We start from the raw sequence: 17,173 nt of genomic DNA, 5'->3' as shown, positions 1-17,173 counted from the left end.
GCCCGCAGGTACCCCACCCCGTCCCAGCCCGACGCCCCCGATCCGGTGCGGTCACGAGCCCTCTCGTGAACGGTCGGGCGGTACCCGCGGGGGCTGACAACGCCGCGGCTGTACGCCGGGCCCGAAGGCTCCGGCGTGCAGCCGCGAGGTGTCACCCGCGCGATCGCCGAAGGCGCACGCGGGTCAGAACCAGTGCAGGCAGTGCGGGGAGCGCTCCGCGCGGAAGAGGGCGTCGGCGAGGGTCGCCGCGTCCGGGCGGTGGGCCCGGACGTGTCCGGCACGCACGAGCGTGCTCGGAGTGGTGCCGCCGAGGTAGACCGAGCCCAGGTCGCTCACGTCCAGGGACAGGTCGGGTTCCCGCTCCGTCGGGACGCACTCGGCCTTGTTGTCCCGGACGGTCAGCAGGTAGCGGTCGTGCTCGCCCAGGAACGGGTCGTCGACGTCGAGGACGAGCTCGCCGTCCGTGGACCAGCCGCGCGAGGTCAGTGCACGCGGGACGTCCAGCAGCCGCACCCAGAGCCAGTCGGTGTGGTTGCCCGCCTGTCCGGCGCGGAAATCCGCGAACTGCCAGCGCAGCGGATGCTCGGGCGGGACGTGCTTGAACACGACCTGAGCCACCAGGTCGTGCCCGAGCACGAACCGGGCCAGGGCCGTGAAGGCGGCGTCGTCGGTGGCGATGGTCTCGTCGACCGTCAAGGTGTCGGGCTCGCCGAGGGAGTAGCTGGCGTACCCGTCGGGCACGCCGTCGGCGTCGCGGTGGACAGCGACGTAGCGCGGTGCCGGGGAGACCGGGGGCTGCCCCGCCCCCAGGGCCCACCAGCGGTGCGGCCGGGACAGCGCGCCGGGCTGTGCGCGGCGGTACCGGTCGTAGACCGCTTCCAGGATCTCCCCGCACTCGGCACGCCGCAGCACCTCGACCGAGCCGGTGTCCGGGCCGGCCACCGGGGCGCCGCCCGTTCCGCGCGCCCGGGGGACGGCGAGGGCGGCCTGGTGGCGCGGCACCGTCAGTCGCCCCGTGTAGGTCGCCGGTCCGTAGCCGAACCTGCGGTAGATCAGGGCCTCGGAGGCCAGCAGCACGGAGAGGAACTCCCCGCGGGCCCGCAGCCCGGTGAGCTGATGCCGCATCATCGCGGTGAGCACGCCCTGACGCCGGTGCGAGGGCACGACGCCGACGGCGGTGACGCCGGCGGCCGGGACGAGGACCTCACCTGGCAGGGTGAGCTCGAAGGAGTACGCACCGGCGGTGCCGATCGGCCGTCCGTCCGCCGTCGTGGCGAGCAGGTTGCGGTCCATTTCGAGCGCCGACCACCAGACCCCGCGGCCGTCGGCCGGGGTTTCCGGGAAGCGCCCGAACGCGGCATGGAGCGTGTCGACGAAGACGTCGAGGTCCTGCTCGGTCGTGGAACGGATCTCCATCGCTGCCGCTGCCTCCCCGGGATACCGGCACCACGCGTCGTGGTGACCCGCCACAGTGCAGCGTCGCCCCTCGGCAAGGTCAAGCGAATTACGGCCGGCCCCGGCTCCGGCCCGCTGGAGTGAGGCGTGACGGAGCCCGGGAGCATATCCAGCTGCCCGGGCTCCTGAGATGCCACCCAATTGCGCACGCCGGCGGCGTTTAAGAGTCGCGGATCATTCTGAGATCGACGTGTTCTACCTTTGAACTACCGCGCCACGGAAGAGGCGCAGAGGGGAGTTGAACCCCCATCCGTCGATGATCGTCCGCGCTCGGTCGATCCGGCGTTCGGCGGCGAATGCTGAGACTGGAGCGAGAGTCTGAGATTGACGGGGCTGCCTCTACCGGTTGGGCCACCCCGGCCCGGTGTGCCGGGGGAGGGCTTCGAACCCCCACTGATACCCCTGGTCAGCTTCAACATCAGTTTCAGCTTGCGCTCTCGGCGCACCCCCCGCTCTCACGAGGGGCGTTGATGGGGCTACCCGAACAGGTAGCCGAAGACCGCCTCCCCCACGCGCTGGTCGGTGACGTCCGCACCGTTGGCCTCCTCGCGGGCGAACTTCACGGCCTGCTGCAGCTTCTCGACCCTGGCGAGCAGTTCGTTCACGCGCCGCGCCGGCAGCGCGCCGGAGAACTTCACGGTCGTCCAGTACCCCACGGGCACGTCCTCGTAGTACACCTCGACCTGGGCCGGGTGCTTCTCCGTGGCCTCGGCCTTCACGTGGTTGCGCGGGACCTTCTTCGTGCGGATCGTCCGCACCGGGTCGGTCTTCCAGCAGTCCGTCGACGGGTCGGGGTTCCACGACTCGGACGCGTCCAGGACCGGCAGCTTGCGCACGAACGTGTGCAGGTCGGTGAGCTGCTTCTCCAGGAAGAGCAGGTACGGGACGGGGACCTGTGCGAGCAGCACCCTCCCGTCCACCACCACGTCGGCGGCCGCGGTCCGGTTGGCCCAGTCCTTGGTCGCCGTCACGTCGAAGAGCCGCGTCAGGGTGTCCCCGACCTCGTGCAGGACGTCCTCCGCCTTCACCTGGACCCGGGTGGACTCCGGGGGCAGTTGCTCGCCCTCCTCGTCCTTCGGCTGGTACGTCCGCGAGATCCCGGCGAGCAACGCGGGCTTCTGGACGTCGTGATGGGCCTGGGTCAATTCCTGGAGGGACTTGGACTTGACGCCCTTTTCCACGGCGATGATCTGATTGAGCTTCGGCACGTCAGCGAAATTAGCAGCGCCCGCCCGTACACACACCCGATTTCTCGGGCGCACCGTGACGCACCGGTATCGTCGCCGTATGCCCGAGCTGATCGCGCCCACCACCCGTCTGCATTCCGCCTGGCTCGAGGCGCGGGACGAATGGGGTCCCGGCCCGCACGAGGACGGCTTCGGCCTGGAGCCGTCCGACGAGGTCGGCTCGCCGGACGGGTTCGCGGCCTGGGTGACGACGCTGGCCGGGCAGTCGGGGCCGGAGGCGGTGGAGGCGGGCCGCGGCTGCTGGTACCGGTGGATCGTCGAGGGCGACCGGGTCCACGGGGGCATCGCCCTGCGGCAGGGGCCCGGCGACTTCGTGCTGCGGTTCGGTCACATCGGCTACGGCATCCGGCCCTCCTCGCGCCGCCGTGGCCTGGCCACCTGGGCCCTCGGCCGGATGCTCCACGAGGCGCGCGGGCTCGGACTGGACCGGGTGCTGATCGTCTGCGAGGCGGCGAACACCGCCTCCGCCAGGACGATCGAGCGCAACGGCGGGGTGCTCGAGGGCGTCGAGGAGGCCGGGCCGGGTGGCGCCGTGCGACGCTACGGGATCACGATCGCCTGACGCGGTTCAGGGGTGCAGCGCCCGCTGCAGGGCCTCGACGGCCAGCGTGCGGGCGACGACGGTCGCCTTGGAGTCCCAGAGGCTGTCGAGCATGAGGAAGTCGTGGACCATGCCGAGCACCGGCACCGCGGTGACGTCCACGCCCGCCTCGCGCAGCTTGGCGGCGTAGGCCTCGCCCGCGTCGCGCAGTACGTCGGCCTCGTCGGCCGGGTCGACTTCTCGGGGGAATTCTGGCGGTTGAGCGACGCGGCGATGGAGCCGAAACCGTTCCAGAAGCCCTTTCCCCTGGTGTGGTTCGGCGGCAGCGGGCGCACCGCGCTGCGCCGCGCCGTGATGAGTCCGGAGCTCTTCACCGGCTTCTTCGGCGCGGGTCAGGTCCGGACGGAGAAGTTCGCCGAGCAGGTCGCGATCGTGCGGCAGGCGCTGGCCGAGAGTGGCAGGACGGCGGACGGCTTCGGGATCGCCAAGCGCGTCTACATCGCGGTGGACGACGACTCCCGGCGCGCCCGCGCCCGGATCGACGCCGAACTGGCGGCGCTGTACATGCGCAAGTCACCCGAGATCGAGGCCGCCGCGATCGCGGGGACGCCCGCGGAGTGCGTCCGGGCGCTGCGTGAGGTCGTCGCCGCCGGTGCGGAGCTCATCCTGTTCACGCCCCTGTTCGCGCAGGCCGAGCACGCCGATCGCCTGGCCGCCGAGGTCCTGCCGGAGCTCGGCTGACGCACCCGCCGTGGCGGGTCCCCGGCTGCGGACCGAGCGCGGCCCGGCCGCAGGCCACGAGCCTGATCTGCCGGACCGGGCTCTGCGACGTCCGGAGGGCTGAGGCGGCGATCCGCGCCGCTTCCTCCGATGGCTGGTCGTGGACGCCGGTGGCGATCGAGGGGAACGCGATGCTCGTGGCCCCCAGCTCGTCCGCGCCCTGCGGGCAACGCCGGTAGGAGGAGGCGAGGATGTCGGCCTCTCCGTCGTCGCCGCCTCCCCCGCCGATCAGCGACTCGTCCGCCGCCGTCACGACGGCATCGGTGGGCGAGTCAGGCGTACATGGCGCTCCGTTCGAGCGGAGCCCCCGCTCGTTTGTGTGTTCGTCGATTGCTGTAGGGTCCAAGGCCATTGATCGTTGTACAAATCTTTACCGCTCGAAGGGGAACTTTTCATGCACATCCGTCGTCTTGTGGCGATCACCGCTGCGACCGGCACGCTCGCGCTCGGTCTCGCGGCCTGTGGTGACGCCACGAAGGAGGCGCCGAAGTCCGCGTCGACGCAGGGCTCCGCCAAGCCGGTGGAGAAGAAGGTCTCCCCCGTCGAAGCCGTGCGGAACGCCACCAAGGCGGTGGAGAAGCAGGCATCCGCGAAGGTCGCCGTCGACTCCGTCGACCCTGCGGACGGCAACACCAAGGCCGAGGGCACGCTGAGCTGGAAGAAGGGCTCCGAGGGGGCCGAGCTGAGCATGGACGCCGGTTCCGACGCCGACATGAAGGACATGGCCGGTCCGGACGGCAAGGTGCACATGACGATGGCGGACGGCAGCGTGTTCCTCCCGGTCGAGGGGGAGATGGCCGAGGCCGCGGGCGGCAAGAAGTGGCTGAAGCTCGACGGCTCCTCCGCGGAGGACAACCCGGCCAAGGACCTGCCGCACGGCCCCGCCGCGGCCCTTGCCGCGCTGTCCACCGCGGCGGACCTCGCCGCGGCCGGCGAGGAGCAGGTGGCCGGCGCCGAGGCGACCCACTACACGGGCACCGTGGACATCAAGAAGCTCGCCGCCGACACCTCCGTCCTGGAGCTCATCACAAAGGACGAGCGCGACGCCTACATCGAGGAACTGCACTCCACCGGCCTCAAGAACACCGTCAAGATCGAGGCGTGGATCAGCGCCGACGACCTCGCGGTCAAGACCGTGGAGTCCGGTAAGACCGCGAAGGGCCCGGCCAAGCTGACCATCGCGTACTCCGGCTACGGCCAGACCTCCGCCATCAAGGCGCCTCCGGCCAAGGACGTCACCACGTTCGCCGAGATGATCCAGAACGCCGCCCAGGGCTGACGTCAACCCGTCGGTGGGTGCGCCGCGACCACACGCACCCACCGACGGAGTGGGCCCGGTCGCCGGCGCGGACCGCTTCGTACGAGCGGCGACCCCGGGAGCCGGTAGCCGGGGGCGGCCCGGGCAGCCCGTACCCTGAGGGGGCGATGAACCTCTTCAGCACGCCGTGGGGCGCACTCGAACTGACCCGATTCCCCGCGGAGCCGCGGGAGACGCTGCGGGCGTGGGACGCCGCGGACGACTACCTGGTGCGGCACCTCGCGGAGAACGGGACGGACCTGACGGGCACGACCGTCGTCCTGGGGGACCGCTGGGGGGCACTGGCGACGGCGCTGGCGGCGCACCGCCCCACGCAGATCACGGACTCCCATCTCGGGCAGCAGGCCACGCGGGCGAACCTGCGGCGCAACGCGCCGGACGCCGAGGTGCGGATGCTGACGACCCGCGACGAGCCTCCGGCGCGCATCGACGTGCTGCTCGTCCGGGTGCCCAAGAGCCTCGCGCTGCTGGAGGACCAGCTGCACCGGCTGGCCCCGGCACTGCACCCCGGCACCGTCGTCCTGGGCGCGGGCATGGTCACCGAGATCCACACGTCCACGCTGCGTCTCTTCGAGCGGATCATCGGGCCGACCCGCACCTCGCTGGCGGTGCGCAAGGCGCGGCTGATCTTCAGCACCCCCGATCCGGCGGCGGCCCCCCGGGCGAACCCGTGGCCTCTGCGGTACCCGCTGCCCGACGGCATCGGACCGCTGTCCGGCCGCACCGTCACCAACCACGCGGGCGTGTTCTGCGCCGACCACCTCGACATCGGCACGCGTTTCCTGCTCGAGCACCTGCCGGACCGCAAGGGCCCGGACCGTGTGGTCGACCTGGGCTGCGGCAACGGCGTGGTCGGGACCGCGGTGGCGCTGGCGAATCCCGACAGCGACGTGCTGTTCGTGGACGAGTCGCACCAGGCCGTCGCCTCCGCCGAGGAGACCTTCCACGACAACGTGGGCCCCGGGGGCAAGGCCCGGTTCCTGGTCGGGGACGCCGCCGACGCCGTGGCCGCCGTCCGCCCCGACGGCGCCGACCTCGTCCTCAACAACCCGCCGTTCCACTCCCACCAGGCGGTCACCGCCGCGACCGCCCACCGCATGTTCGTCACCGCCCGGTCCGCGCTGCGGCCCGGCGGCGAGCTGCTGGTCATCGGGAACCGGCATCTGGGCTACCACGTGCGCCTGCGGCGGCTCTTCGGGAACTGCGAGGTCGTCGCGTCGAACCCGAAGTTCGTGGTCCTGCGGGCCGTCAAGCGCTGAAGCCGGGCCGCCGGGGTCTTGAGGTCGCGTGGACCGGGCAGGCGATCCTCATGGTGGACGAGGCGTACGGTGGCGGACCGGAGGCGGGCGGACACCGTGCGGTGCCGCACACCGCCGATGTGCGGATCGAGGCGTGGGGGCCCACCAGGGAGCAGTGCCTTGTCGAGGCGGTGCTGGGCCTGGTCGAGTGCTTCGCGGACACCGCCGGGGTGCGGCCGGTGTGCGTGCGGCGGATACCGGTCGCCGACGCCGCCGACGACGACCTGCTGGCGGACCTGCTGGACGAGGTCATCTTCCGGCTCGAGGTGCACGGGGAGGTGCCCGTCGACGTCGAGGCGGAGTCGGACGCCGACGGGCTGGACGTACGTATGGCGATGGCCGACGTGGGGTCGGTCGAGGTCACCGGTGCGGTGCCGAAGGCGGTCTCGCTCAACGAACTCCACCTGGCGCCCGGCCCGTACGGATGGACCTGCGCGGCGACGGTCGACGTCTGAAAGAGGGCGACGGACGTCCGAATGGCGGCGGTCCGCGGCGGGCCTACCCCTTCACCACGCCCAGCGGCACCAGGCGGACGACCTTGCGGCACAGCCCGGCGCCCTCGCTCGCCTCCACCACCGCCGAGACGTCCTTGTACGCCTCGGGCGTCTCCTCGGCGAGGCCGCGCCAGGACGAGGCGCGGACCGCGATCCCGCGGGCCTCCAGCCGGGCCCGCAGCTCCCTGCCGCTGACGCCCCGCGCGGCCTGGTGCCGGCTCTTCTCCCGGCCCGCCCCGTGGCAGGTCGAGTGGAAGGCGTCGCCACGGGGAACGCCGGTGAGGACGTACGAGCAGGTGCCCATGGTGCCGGGGATGAGCACCGGCTGGCCGGCGCCGCGCAGGTCGGCGGGAAGGTCCGGGTGACCGGGCGGGAGCGCCCGGGTGGCGCCCTTGCGGTGGACGCAGAGGGTGCACCGCCTGCCCTCCACGTCGTGCTCCTCGATCTTCGCCAGGTTGTGGGAGACGTCGTAGACGAGGGTCAGACGGACCCCCGCCTCGCGGCGGAAGACGCGGCGGGACAGCTCGCCGAGGAGTTGGCGGTTGGCCCGGGCGTAGTTGGCCGCGGCCGCCATCGCGCCGAGGTAGGCGCGGCCCTCGGGCGAGTCCACGGGGACGCAGGCGAGCTGCCGGTCGGGGACCTCGATGCCGTACCGCCGCATGGTCCGGTCCATGGCCCGCACGTGGTCGGAGCAGATCTGGTGCCCCAGTCCCCGGGAACCGCAGTGGATCATCACACAGACCTGGCCGAGCGCGAGGCCGAAGGCGGCGGCGACCGCTGCGTCGTACACCTCGGCGACCTCCTGCACCTCGAGGAAGTGGTTGCCCGAGCCGAGGCTGCCGACCTGCCCGAGGCCGCGTTCCCTGGCGCGTGCGCTCACCTGTCCGGGGTCGGCGTCGGCCACGGTGCCCTCGTCCTCGCACCGCCGCAGGTCGCCGTCCTCGCCGTGGCCCTCCTCCACGGCGTAGCGGGACCCACCCGTCAGCACGCGTTCCAGCCGGCGGTCGCTGCCCAGGTGCCAGACGGCTCCGGTGACGGCGCCGCGGGGTGTGTCCTGGCCCAGTCCGTCCATGATCGCGGGCAGGGCGGGTCCGACCGTCCGCCGGTCGCAGTCGGCCGCCAGCAGGCGCACGCCGCAGGAGATGTCGAAGCCCACCCCGCCCGGGGAGACCACGCCGCCGTCGTCGACGTCGGTGGCGGCCACGCCTCCGATGGGGAAGCCGTAGCCCCAGTGGACGTCGGGCATGGCGTAGGAGGCGCCGACGATGCCCGGCAGCGTCGCCACGTTGACGACCTGCTCCAGGGCCTTCTCGGCATGGCCGATCAGGTCGCGCGAGGCGAACACGACGCCGGGTACGCGCATCAGCGCGCGCGGAGCGATGCGGAAACGGTAGGGGCCCTCTTCCACGACATCCATCACAGCCTCCGGGGCCGGTGGCCGGTCAACGTCCCCCATGTGTCGCGTTGCCACGCGGGACCGCGGTAAACGGAGCCCGGCCGGATCCGGATTCCGGACGTAGCATGAGGAAAAGGGCCGGTGCGCTGTCACAAGCGACGACCCGTAAGGGCGATCCCGGTGCGTCCGCGCCGGGGCACGGTGCCGAATCGGCGCTCCACCGAGGAGCAGCACATGATCCATTCAGCCGATATCCGCGAGTGGCGCGACCGCGACGTCGTCGACCCCAAGGGGCACAAGATCGGCGCGCTGGAGGCGATCTACGTCGACACCGCCACCGACGAGCCGGCGGTGGCCACGGTGCGCACCGGTCTGCCCACGCGGCAGCGACTGGTCTTCGTCCCCCTCGACGAGGCGGTCGTGGGGCCCGGCTACGTCAAGGTCGCCCAGCCCAAGGGGCTGGTGAAGAAGGGTCCGTCCATCGGGACGGACGACGTCCTGCCCGCAGAGCAGGAAGGGGAGATCTTCCAGTACTACGACATGGCCTACCACCCGGGCGCCGGCGGCGAACGCAAACTCGCCCGCCGCTGAACGCCTCACCCCGCCGCGCCAAGGAGGTGTCCCGGCCATGGCGCTCTTCCTGTTCCTGCTTCTGGTGGCCGTGGTCCTCGGACTCATCGGCGTGGTCGCCGAAGGTCTGCTGTACCTGCTGGTCATCGGCATCGTCGTGCTCGTGCTCGACCTGGTGTACGTCGTTGTGAAATGGCGGCGTTCGCGCCGTGGGCTCCTGCGCTGAGACCGGCTGGGGGGGCGCCGGCCACGGGCTGCGTGCCGCCGGAACCCGTGGGGGGGAGCACACTTCCGCGCCCGGGCGGGGTAGCAGACATCAGGTACGCAGAGTCCTCCGCGCGAAGTAGGGAATCCGTCATGACGGACCAGAAAGCCGCCGCCCGCCCGATCGGGCCCGACAGCGACCTGGAACAGGTCTTCGAACTCGCCCAGCAGCTCCGGGTGGACTCGGTGCGGGCCAGCACCGCGGCCGGCTCGGGCCACCCGACGTCCAGCCTGTCCGCCGCCGACCTGATGGCCGTGCTGATGTCACGTCACCTGCGGTACGACTGGCAGCAGCCCGAGAACCCGGCCAACGACCACCTCATCTTCTCCAAGGGACACGCCTCTCCCCTGCTGTACGCGATGTTCCACGCCGCGGGCGCCGTCGACGAGCACGAACTCATGACGACCTACCGCACTTTCGGAGCCCGCCTCCAGGGCCACCCCACCCCCGTCCTGCCCTGGGTGGACGTGGCGACCGGATCGCTGGGCCAGGGCATCGCCTACGGCGTGGGCATCGCCACGGCGGGCCGCGACCTGGAGCACGAGCCGTACCGGGTGTGGGTGTTGTGCGGCGACAGCGAGATGGCCGAGGGCTCGGTCTGGGAGGCCCTGGACAAGGCGGGTCAGCGGCTGCTGCCCAACTTCGTCGCCATCGTCGACGTCAACCGGCTCGGCCAGCGCGGCCCCACCGAACTGCAGTGGGACACCGAGGCGTACGCCCGTCGCGTCGAGGCCTTCGGCTGCCGCGCCCTCGTCGTCGACGGGCACGACCTCCAGGCCGTCGACCGGGCGCTGGCCACCGCGGCGGACGGGCAGGCGCCCACCGTCATCGTCGCCAGGACCGTCAAGGGCCAGGGCGTCCCCGAGGTCGCCGACATCGAGGGCTGGCACGGCAAGCCCCTGCCGCCGGACCTCGCCGAGCACGCCATCGAGGAACTCGGGGGCGTGCGTCACCTGACGGTACGCGGCCCGCGGCCGCCCGAGGCCGCGCCGCGCCCGCCGATGGCCGCGACGACGCCCATGGAACTGCCGCGCTTCCAGCTCGGGGACGAGGTCGCCACCCGGGTCGCCTTCGGCAAGGCGCTCGTCGCCGTCGGCGCCCGCCCCGACGTCGTCGTCCTGGATGCCGAGGTCGGCAACTCCACGCACGCGGAGGACTTCGGCAAGGCCTACCCCGACCGGTACTTCGAGACGTACATCGCCGAGCAGCAGATGATCGCCTCGGCCGTCGGCATGGCCGTGCGCGGCTACCGCCCGTACGCGGCGACCTTCGCGGCCTTCCTCACCCGGGCCCACGACTTCATCCGCATGGCGGCCATCTCGCAGATCTCGATGGCCCTTTCCGGCAGTCACTGCGGCGTGGAGATCGGCGCCGACGGCCCCTCCCAGATGGGCGTGGAGGACCTGTCGATGATGCGCGCGGTCCACGGTTCCACCGTGCTCTACCCCAGTGACGCCACCTCGGCCGCGGCGCTGACGGCGGCCCAGGCCGACCTCGACGGCATCTCCTACCTGCGCACCACCCGCGGGGCCTATCCCGTCCTGTACCGGCCCGACGAGACCTTCCCCGTGGGCGGTTCCAAGACCCTGCGCCAGTCCGGCGACGACCGGGTCACCCTCGTCGGCGCCGGGGTCACCCTGCACGAGTGCCTCGCCGCGGCCGACGCGCTGGCCGCCGACGGCATCACGGCCCGCGTGATCGACCTGTACTCGGTCAAGCCCGTGGACGCCGACGCCCTCGCGCGCGCCGCCCGCGACACCGGCGCCCTCGTCGTCGCCGAGGACCACCACCCCGAGGGCGGCCTGGGCGAGGCCGTCCTGTCCGCCCTCGCCGCGCAGCGCCAGGGCCCGGCCTTCGCCCACCTGGCCGTCCGTGACCTGCCCGGCTCCGGCACCGCGGAGGAACTCCTGGACGCCGCCGGCATCTCCCGCACGCACATCGCCGAGGCGGCCAGGCGTCTGACCTCGGGATGACCCCCGCCTCGACCGGTACGAGCACCGGCGGCCGCCGTCACGGGTGACGGCGGCCGCCGCCGTACCGGCGCGGGCCCGTCCTCGGCGTCCCGTCACCTGTACGGGCTAACCGGAGCGCCGGCCGGGGCACCCCCGCGCAGTTCACCGGGACCGGCGCCGGGCACTGACTCGCGCCCCCGGCCCGCCGTGCGGCCGCGTGCGACGAGCCCGCCTCGCCGGGCGATCTTCCTCCGCTTCGCCCACGCTGGTGCCGGTGCCCGCCCCACCCGGCGGCGCCGCCGCACGCCAGGGCGGCCTCCACGGCCGCCACGACACCCCACGAGGGAGCAGGCATGACATTGACGACGGATGCGCTCATACCCGCGCTCGAGGATGTGCGGGAGGCACACGCCGCGGTGGTCGACCGGTTCCGGACCGACATGGCCGTCACCCCCGTCGGTCCCCATCGGCAGACCCTGGAACGTCATGCCGCCCAGACCCAGCACCACATCGCCCGCATCGACACCCACGTCCGTGAGATGCGCCCGCGCCACCTCCTGCGGGACACCGCCGAGATGGTCCGGACCGCGTCGGCCGGCGCGTTCCACACGGCCATGGCGCCCCTGCACATCGGCACCCGCATGGTCCGCGGCGTCCTGCCGGGGCGCGGGCAGGCCGACGAGCACCAGCTGCTGAGGAACACCGAGGCCGAGTACACCGCCACCGCGCGGGCCCTCGCGGCCTGCCGGGCGGGCGAGAGCATCGCCACCCTGGCCCAGGACGACCGCGCCGCCGCGCTGCTGACCACGCTGCGCCGGCAGGACGAGCAACTGCTGCGCGACCTGGAGTCCAGCGTCGAGGAACAGGCCCTGGCGGTGGCCACCACGGCGGCCGGCAACGGCCACCACGCCCACGGGGCGGCCGGTCTGGCCGACGCCGCCGTCCGGACGCTGCGCACGACCGCCCAGCGGCTCCAGGCCGTCTGGACCGCCGGACAGCCGGCGCCCCGTCCCGCCGCCGACGCACCGCGCCCGGCCGGGAAGGCCCACGCCCCCGTGGCCCGGAATGTGGACCTCCCGCTGGCTGACTACGACCGGCTCCCCGTCGCGGAGATCATCCAGCGGCTGCGCATCTTCTCGCAGGCGGACCTCTCCGTCATCGAGGACTACGAACGGGAGCACGGCGACCGGGTCGGCATCCTGAACGCCATCGAGAACCTGCGCGCCAACCAGCCCTGGCCCGGCTACGACACCATGAGCCCGGACCAGATCACCGCGCGGCTGCGCGGCGCCGAACCGCTGCAGGCCCGGCAGGCCATGGACTACGAGCGGCAGCACCGCGGACGCCCCGACGTCATCAGCGCCGCCAAGCAGCGCACCCGCGCCGCCGTCTGAGCCGGAGCTCCACGAGGTCCCCGCCGTGGCACCACGGCGGGGACCCTCGCATGCCCCGCCGGGCCGGGCGGCCGTGCCCGGAGCGCTGTTTGGCGCCATCGGGCTCGGGCAGGCGCCACCACCGAGAAGAAGGACCCTGCATCCCGAAGCGGATGCCGACCCGAAAGGTGGGCGCATGTCGACGGTTGAGGAGTCGGTCGAGGTCGCGGTGCCGGTCACGACGGCGTACAACCAGTGGACGCAGTTCGAGGAGTTCCCCCACTTCATGGAGGGCGTGGAGCGCATCGACCAGCGCACGCCGACCCTGACGCACTGGGTCGCGAAGGTGGACGGCGTGACGCGCGAGTTCGACGCCGAGATCAGCGAGCAGATCCCGGACGAGAGGGTCGCCTGGACCACGGTCGGCGGCGACGTCCACCAGGCGGGGGTCGTGACCTTCCACCGCCTGGACGACCGGCACACCAAGGTCATGCTGCAACTCCGGCACGAGCCGCACGGCGTGGCCGACACGGTGGCCGACAAGCTCGGCGTCGTCAAGCGCCAGGCCAAGGGCGACCTCAAGCGCTTCAAGGCGTACATCGAGGCCCGCGGCATCGAGAGCGGCTCCTGGCGTGGTGAGGTGTAGGAGCGCCGCCTGGAGCGAGCCCGACGCGCGGGTCCCGGACGCCGATCGGTGTCCGGGACCCGCTCCGTCCGTTCGCACCGCGATGCGCGGCGGCAGGCGGGGTAGGCGTACTTCTGCCACCCATGAGCAGAAGGGAGCTCTCCGATGGCCGACTCCTCGATGAAGGCCGTCGGCTGGGCGCGGTCGTTCCCGGTGTCCGGCGGAGTGCGGGCCGGCCGGCGGTGGACGCGGCAGCACCTCGCCACTCTGGACTGGACCAAGGACGCGCCGGGCACGGTCGACGACATCCTGCTGGCCGTGTCGGAGCTCGTCACGAACGCTCACGTCCACGCCCACAGCGACGCCGAGGTCGTCCTCACCTGGGACAGCCGCTGCCTGCACGTCAGCGTCCACGATGACGACGACACGGTGCCCGCCCCGTGCGACGCCGACGCAGAGGCCACCGGCGGGCGCGGGCTCGCCATCGTGGACGGTCTCGCCGACCACTGGCACACGCACGCCCAGCACCACGGCAAGACGATCACGGCCTGCTTCACACCACCGGGCGGGAAGTCGGCCGGCCCCGATGAGGAGCCGGCACGCTGAAACCCTGTCACCTCATGGCGCAGGGTCCACGGCACGGCCGTGGCCCCGCCGTACCGGACGACAGGGCCACAAGCAGGAGCGTGCCCCGGGTGGGGCCGGGAAAGGGCTGGTGCCGCATCAGGCAAGGTTCGCCTACTGTGATGTGACGTGTCCTTGATCGATAGGCTTCGAGAACGTGTTCAGGCTGGTGATCCTGGAGGTGCCCTCATGGCCGTCGAGTGGGTTCGGCTCAATCTCGACCTGGATGCGTTCGACGATTCGATTCGAACCGTACCTCCGACGCTGCCAGCAGGCTGGTATCGAGTTCACGACCATGGCAGCTGTCGGCGACACGGTTGAACATCGGCGTGCGCTTTACGACCTGAACAAGACGTGCTCCGCCGACATCCCAGAGCGGGGGGGGAGTTCTACACGTTCGACGAGTACCTCACCCAGCGCATCGAGACTCCGACCTACGATCCCCAAGGTGTCGTCCTTGCCCTGGACGGTGGGTCATGGGTTGGCATGGCAACCACGTCGCTCCAACCCGAAGGGCACGCCCTCAGCGAGATGACCGGGCTGCTGGCCGGCCATCGGGGAAGGGGAATCTCGCTGGCCATGAAGCTCCTGGCCATTGGCTTCGCGCGTTCTCACGGAATCCACTGGCTGCAGACCTTCCACCACCCTGACGACGCATCGGCCATCGGCATGAACCGACGGCTCGGCTTCGTCAACGCCGAGCCACGAGTTGCAACCACGTGATGGTCCTGCACCTCCTCTGTGTGATCGTGCGTGGCACGAGCCGCTGGAGAGTAGCAGCCCCAACTGACAGCACCGCCAGGGAATTTCCCCTGACGGCGCTGCTGTGGGTTGGTCGGCGGCGACCGCCGGTCAGGGGTGGAACGGGTCCGAGGAGTGGGTGAGCGGAGCGTTGTGCACGGACGCCGAGTTGTACGTCCAACGGTCGGCGTGGGCCTGCTCACGGCGGGCCTGCTCGATGAGCAGGCCGTCCGCGTTCTCCGTGCGGCGGTTGCCGCGGCGCAGGAGTTTGACGACCAGGTACGTCACGAACGACGCGAGCAGGAGCAAGAGGATCCCGAGTTCGACCACAGCAGCTCTCCCCCGTATGTCGACAGCCACGTGACCTGCATCGTATCCGCGGAGCGGTGGCTTGTCCCTGCCGCTTGAGCCTCATTTGAGCTTGCGGGAAACCCTGTTGGCGTCGGGAGGGCGCGCTGCCGTGATCACGGGACATGGGAGACGCGAGGACGGTCCGCGCGGTCAACGCGCTGACCGTGGGGTGGGCGGGCCAGGCGCTGCGGCACAGCGAGGAGACGGTGTTCTCCGCCGCAGGGGTGTGGCCGCTGCTGGCCCTGTTCGCGGCAGGATCCGACGGTGCCGCGCGGGACGAGCTGGAGCGGGCGACGGGGATCGGGTCCGGTGAGGCAGCCGAGGCAGCGGGGCGGCTGCTGGCGCGCATGGACGGGCTGCCGGGCGTGGCCGCCGCGATCGGGCTGTGGAGCAAGGGCTCGCTGCCGCTGGAACCCGGATGGGTCGGCGCGCTTCCACCGGCTTCGCACGGAGCGCTGAGCGGCGACGTCACCGCCGACCGCAGAGCGCTGGACGCCTGGGCCGACAAGTGCTCCGGCGGCCTGATCCCGAGGATGCCGGTGGCCTTCAACGAGGAGACGGAGCTGGTGCTGGCCGGTGCGCTGACCGTCAGGACCGACTGGCTCCGGCCGTTCCGGAACCACGGCGGGGTCCTCCACCGCACCACCGCGCTGCTGGACCGTACCGAGGTGGTGGAGGCGCCGTGCGGGCGGGTGGCGGTGCTGAAGGTGGTGGGCACGGGCGGGATCGACGTCCACCTGCTGCGCGGTGAGGACGACGTGCCGGGCGGCGAGGTGCTTGCGGCGGGCGTGGGCGCGCTGCAGCGCACGTACCCGGCCGTCCCCGGGGACCGGCTTCCGTACGGGGAACCGGGTCCCGGGGTCACGGTGTCGCGCGTGCACAGCTGGGACCGCGAGCCGTACCTGTCGGTGACCGCGGTGCCGTTCGAGGTGACGGCTCACCACGATCTGCTCGCCCACGCGGGGCTGTTCGGGCTCGCCTCGGCCACGGACCCCTCCCGAGGGCACTTCCCCCGCATCAGCCGCGAGCCGCTGGTCGTGGGCGCCGCCGGGCAGACGGTCACGGCCGCCTTCAGCGCGCTGGGCTACCGTTCCGCCGCGGTCACGGCGTTCGGCGCCGTGGCGCTGGGCATACCGCCGTCCAGGACGAAACGCGTCGCCGTCGAGTTCACCGGGCCGATCGGCTTCCTGGCCGTGCACCGGACCTCCCGGCTGGTGCTCAACGCGGGGTGGGTGCACGCGCACTTCCCCGGCGAGGCCTGGGACGCGGAGGACGAGTGACGCGAGGCCGTGCCGCCGGCCCCGCGGCGCACGCCGATCGGGCCGTCACCGGGCGGCAACGATCCACACGCTCAGGAACACCCCTCCCAGCGCGACCCCGATGTGCAGGCTCATCCGGAGGACGTAGAGGCGGATCCTCGCCGTGCGGGCGGACCGGGCCTCGTGGCGGGCGTAGGGCTCGGACTTGACGCGCCGCAGACCCAGTTCGGGGTGCTCGTCTGCGATCGCGGCGTACAGCGTGCGTATCTGCCGGTTGTGGAGGCTGGTCCGCTCCCGGTACTTCCAGCACGTGAGGGTGCCGTACACGCCCAGGAGGACCATGGGCACGGTGACGCAGAGGTCGCCGGTGCGCAAAGTGCTCCTTCTGCGCGAGGAATCCGAGCCCGGCCGCGACGACGACGATGACGATGTTGGTGAGTGCGGCACGCTGGTTCTCCGACTGAAGGGCCTGCGCGCGCTGGTCCTTCCAGAGTTCCAGCAGGACGGCGGACGGGTCGTGCCTGCCGGGGCCGGGCGGGCACTGAGCCCGCCCGTCAGGCGGTGGCCTCGTCCAGCAGTTCCAGGACGTGCCGGTAGGGGCGGCCGGTGGCGCGGGTCATGCCCATCTCGCAGGTGCGGTTGCACGAGGCATACGCGTCGTACGTCCCGGCGGTGATCTCCGCCGCCTGGGCGGCCGTCGCGGACTGCGTGACCTCCGGGTGGAGCAGTCCGCGGTCCCCGGCGAAGGCACAGCAGCCCCAGTTGTCGGGGACGGTGACCTGTTCGCTGACCGCGGCCGCGACCTGGCGCAGGGCGGCGTCGATGCCCAGGTGGACGGTGGAGCAGGTGGGGTGCAGGGCCATGGTGCCCATGCGGCGCGGGGC

General features: G+C 72.2%; 19 protein-coding genes and 2 pseudogenes. 13 read left to right on the top strand and 8 right to left on the bottom strand.

What is annotated here, in order from left to right:
- Positions 1 to 183: 183 nt before the first annotated feature.
- Both PV341_RS34755 and PV341_RS34750 read right to left on the bottom strand, forming a co-directional pair.
- Complete coding sequence (locus PV341_RS34755) at positions 184 to 1,416, bottom strand: GNAT family N-acetyltransferase (RefSeq protein ID WP_500359923.1); 1,233 nt, start codon at positions 1,414 to 1,416, stop codon at positions 184 to 186.
- Between the two features lie 515 nt (positions 1,417 to 1,931).
- Entirely contained in the window at positions 1,932 to 2,663 is a 732-nt protein-coding gene (locus PV341_RS34750; RefSeq protein WP_500327585.1) for a DUF7873 family protein, read from the bottom strand.
- Between the two features lie 79 nt (positions 2,664 to 2,742).
- On the opposite strand from PV341_RS34750, the gene PV341_RS34745 reads away from it, so the two are divergent.
- Positions 2,743 to 3,264: a GNAT family N-acetyltransferase gene (locus tag PV341_RS34745; RefSeq protein WP_500327587.1), complete on the top strand. Its 522-nt coding sequence runs from the start codon at positions 2,743 to 2,745 to the stop codon at positions 3,262 to 3,264.
- A gap of 6 nt (positions 3,265 to 3,270) precedes the next feature.
- Here the strand turns inward: PV341_RS34745 and PV341_RS34740 are convergent.
- Positions 3,271 to 3,468 (bottom strand): annotated as a pseudogene (locus tag PV341_RS34740) (alpha/beta hydrolase); the annotation flags it as partial.
- Positions 3,469 to 3,516: 48 nt separating this feature from the next.
- Here PV341_RS34740 and PV341_RS34735 point away from each other — a divergent pair.
- The gene (locus PV341_RS34735) at positions 3,517 to 3,984 is read left to right on the top strand and encodes an LLM class flavin-dependent oxidoreductase (protein ID WP_500359924.1); all 468 of its coding nucleotides are present in this window, start codon (positions 3,517 to 3,519) and stop codon (positions 3,982 to 3,984) included.
- Here PV341_RS34735 and PV341_RS34730 read toward each other — a convergent pair.
- A complete protein-coding gene (locus tag PV341_RS34730) occupies positions 3,914 to 4,375 on the bottom strand; it encodes a macro domain-containing protein (RefSeq protein ID WP_500359921.1) in 462 nt (153 codons plus the stop codon). The two genes, PV341_RS34735 and PV341_RS34730, sit on opposite strands and share 71 nt — an antisense overlap.
- 42 nt (positions 4,376 to 4,417) lie before the next feature.
- Here PV341_RS34730 and PV341_RS34725 point away from each other — a divergent pair, with 42 nt between their 5' ends.
- The 3 genes from PV341_RS34725 to PV341_RS34715 all read left to right on the top strand — a co-directional run bounded on the left by PV341_RS34725 (position 4,418) and on the right by PV341_RS34715 (position 7,094).
- Entirely contained in the window at positions 4,418 to 5,302 is an 885-nt protein-coding gene (locus PV341_RS34725; protein WP_500327591.1) for an SCO4651 family lipoprotein, read from the top strand.
- Between the two features lie 146 nt (positions 5,303 to 5,448).
- Positions 5,449 to 6,600: a methyltransferase gene (locus tag PV341_RS34720; RefSeq protein ID WP_500327593.1), complete on the top strand. Its 1,152-nt coding sequence runs from the start codon at positions 5,449 to 5,451 to the stop codon at positions 6,598 to 6,600.
- Between the two features lie 50 nt (positions 6,601 to 6,650).
- Positions 6,651 to 7,094, top strand: coding sequence for an archease (locus PV341_RS34715; RefSeq protein ID WP_500327594.1), 444 nt, complete (start codon positions 6,651 to 6,653; stop codon positions 7,092 to 7,094).
- 43 nt (positions 7,095 to 7,137) lie between these two features.
- Here the strand turns inward: PV341_RS34715 and PV341_RS34710 are convergent, their stop codons facing one another.
- Positions 7,138 to 8,550, bottom strand: coding sequence for an RtcB family protein (locus PV341_RS34710; RefSeq protein WP_500327595.1), 1,413 nt, complete (start codon positions 8,548 to 8,550; stop codon positions 7,138 to 7,140).
- 213 nt (positions 8,551 to 8,763) lie between these two features.
- On the opposite strand from PV341_RS34710, the gene PV341_RS34705 reads away from it, so the two are divergent.
- The 7 genes from PV341_RS34705 (at position 8,764) to PV341_RS34675 (ending at position 14,661) form a co-directional block, all read left to right on the top strand.
- Positions 8,764 to 9,120: a PRC-barrel domain-containing protein gene (locus PV341_RS34705; RefSeq protein ID WP_500327597.1), complete on the top strand. Its 357-nt coding sequence runs from the start codon at positions 8,764 to 8,766 to the stop codon at positions 9,118 to 9,120.
- Between the two features lie 37 nt (positions 9,121 to 9,157).
- Entirely contained in the window at positions 9,158 to 9,325 is a 168-nt protein-coding gene (locus PV341_RS34700; RefSeq protein ID WP_500327598.1) for a hypothetical protein, read from the top strand.
- Between the two features lie 131 nt (positions 9,326 to 9,456).
- Positions 9,457 to 11,337, top strand: coding sequence for a transketolase (locus PV341_RS34695; protein ID WP_500327600.1), 1,881 nt, complete (start codon positions 9,457 to 9,459; stop codon positions 11,335 to 11,337).
- Between the two features lie 332 nt (positions 11,338 to 11,669).
- Positions 11,670 to 12,710 (top strand): hypothetical protein, encoded by a 1,041-nt coding sequence (locus PV341_RS34690; protein ID WP_500327601.1) that lies wholly within the window; start codon positions 11,670 to 11,672, stop codon positions 12,708 to 12,710.
- 175 nt (positions 12,711 to 12,885) lie between these two features.
- Complete coding sequence (locus PV341_RS34685) at positions 12,886 to 13,335, top strand: SRPBCC family protein (RefSeq protein WP_499509056.1); 450 nt, start codon at positions 12,886 to 12,888, stop codon at positions 13,333 to 13,335.
- Positions 13,336 to 13,479: 144 nt separating this feature from the next.
- Positions 13,480 to 13,920 carry an ATP-binding protein gene (locus PV341_RS34680; protein WP_500327602.1) on the top strand — a complete coding sequence of 147 codons (441 nt, stop codon included), beginning with the start codon at positions 13,480 to 13,482 and terminating at the stop codon, positions 13,918 to 13,920.
- Positions 13,921 to 14,292: 372 nt separating this feature from the next.
- Complete coding sequence (locus PV341_RS34675) at positions 14,293 to 14,661, top strand: GNAT family N-acetyltransferase (protein ID WP_500327604.1); 369 nt, start codon at positions 14,293 to 14,295, stop codon at positions 14,659 to 14,661.
- A gap of 129 nt (positions 14,662 to 14,790) precedes the next feature.
- Here the strand turns inward: PV341_RS34675 and PV341_RS34670 are convergent, their stop codons facing one another.
- The gene (locus tag PV341_RS34670; protein ID WP_500327605.1) at positions 14,791 to 15,039 is read right to left on the bottom strand and encodes a hypothetical protein; all 249 of its coding nucleotides are present in this window, start codon (positions 15,037 to 15,039) and stop codon (positions 14,791 to 14,793) included.
- A 113-nt stretch (positions 15,040 to 15,152) separates the two neighbouring features.
- On the opposite strand from PV341_RS34670, the gene PV341_RS34665 reads away from it, so the two are divergent.
- Positions 15,153 to 16,310, top strand: coding sequence for a serpin family protein (locus PV341_RS34665; protein ID WP_500327606.1), 1,158 nt, complete (start codon positions 15,153 to 15,155; stop codon positions 16,308 to 16,310).
- 45 nt (positions 16,311 to 16,355) lie between these two features.
- On the opposite strand, the gene PV341_RS34660 is transcribed toward PV341_RS34665, so the two are convergent.
- Together PV341_RS34660 and PV341_RS34655 are read right to left on the bottom strand one after the other, a co-directional pair.
- Complete coding sequence (locus tag PV341_RS34660; protein WP_500327607.1) at positions 16,356 to 16,664, bottom strand: hypothetical protein; 309 nt, start codon at positions 16,662 to 16,664, stop codon at positions 16,356 to 16,358.
- Positions 16,665 to 16,843: 179 nt separating this feature from the next.
- Positions 16,844 to 17,173 (bottom strand): annotated as a pseudogene (locus tag PV341_RS34655) (FAD-binding oxidoreductase); the annotation flags it as partial.

It is taken from the genome of Streptomyces sp. PA03-1a (assembly GCF_033792805.1).
In the GTDB taxonomy this organism is placed as follows: domain Bacteria; phylum Actinomycetota; class Actinomycetes; order Streptomycetales; family Streptomycetaceae; genus Actinacidiphila.
The sequence above is the reverse complement of the archived record's forward strand: the minus strand, read 5'-3'. Positions and strand labels throughout refer to the sequence as shown.

What these genes read in the sequence shown, in the direction of transcription:
- PV341_RS34735 (WP_500359924.1), top strand. Translation starts at nt 3,517, where the DNA reads ATGGAGCCGAAACCGTTCCAGAAGCCCTTTCCCCTGGTGTGGTTCGGC.
- PV341_RS34665 (WP_500327606.1), top strand. Translation starts at nt 15,153, where the DNA reads ATGGGAGACGCGAGGACGGTCCGCGCGGTCAACGCGCTGACCGTGGGG.
- PV341_RS34730 (WP_500359921.1), bottom strand. Translation starts at nt 4,375, where the DNA reads ATGGCCTTGGACCCTACAGCAATCGACGAACACACAAACGAGCGGGGG.
- PV341_RS34745 (WP_500327587.1), top strand. Translation starts at nt 2,743, where the DNA reads ATGCCCGAGCTGATCGCGCCCACCACCCGTCTGCATTCCGCCTGGCTC.
- PV341_RS34700 (WP_500327598.1), top strand. Translation starts at nt 9,158, where the DNA reads ATGGCGCTCTTCCTGTTCCTGCTTCTGGTGGCCGTGGTCCTCGGACTC.
- PV341_RS34710 (WP_500327595.1), bottom strand. Translation starts at nt 8,550, where the DNA reads ATGGATGTCGTGGAAGAGGGCCCCTACCGTTTCCGCATCGCTCCGCGC.
- PV341_RS34695 (WP_500327600.1), top strand. Translation starts at nt 9,457, where the DNA reads ATGACGGACCAGAAAGCCGCCGCCCGCCCGATCGGGCCCGACAGCGAC.
- PV341_RS34685 (WP_499509056.1), top strand. Translation starts at nt 12,886, where the DNA reads ATGTCGACGGTTGAGGAGTCGGTCGAGGTCGCGGTGCCGGTCACGACG.
- PV341_RS34755 (WP_500359923.1), bottom strand. Translation starts at nt 1,416, where the DNA reads ATGGAGATCCGTTCCACGACCGAGCAGGACCTCGACGTCTTCGTCGAC.
- PV341_RS34680 (WP_500327602.1), top strand. Translation starts at nt 13,480, where the DNA reads ATGGCCGACTCCTCGATGAAGGCCGTCGGCTGGGCGCGGTCGTTCCCG.
- PV341_RS34690 (WP_500327601.1), top strand. Translation starts at nt 11,670, where the DNA reads ATGACATTGACGACGGATGCGCTCATACCCGCGCTCGAGGATGTGCGG.
- PV341_RS34715 (WP_500327594.1), top strand. Translation starts at nt 6,651, where the DNA reads ATGGTGGACGAGGCGTACGGTGGCGGACCGGAGGCGGGCGGACACCGT.
- PV341_RS34725 (WP_500327591.1), top strand. Translation starts at nt 4,418, where the DNA reads ATGCACATCCGTCGTCTTGTGGCGATCACCGCTGCGACCGGCACGCTC.
- PV341_RS34720 (WP_500327593.1), top strand. Translation starts at nt 5,449, where the DNA reads ATGAACCTCTTCAGCACGCCGTGGGGCGCACTCGAACTGACCCGATTC.
- PV341_RS34705 (WP_500327597.1), top strand. Translation starts at nt 8,764, where the DNA reads ATGATCCATTCAGCCGATATCCGCGAGTGGCGCGACCGCGACGTCGTC.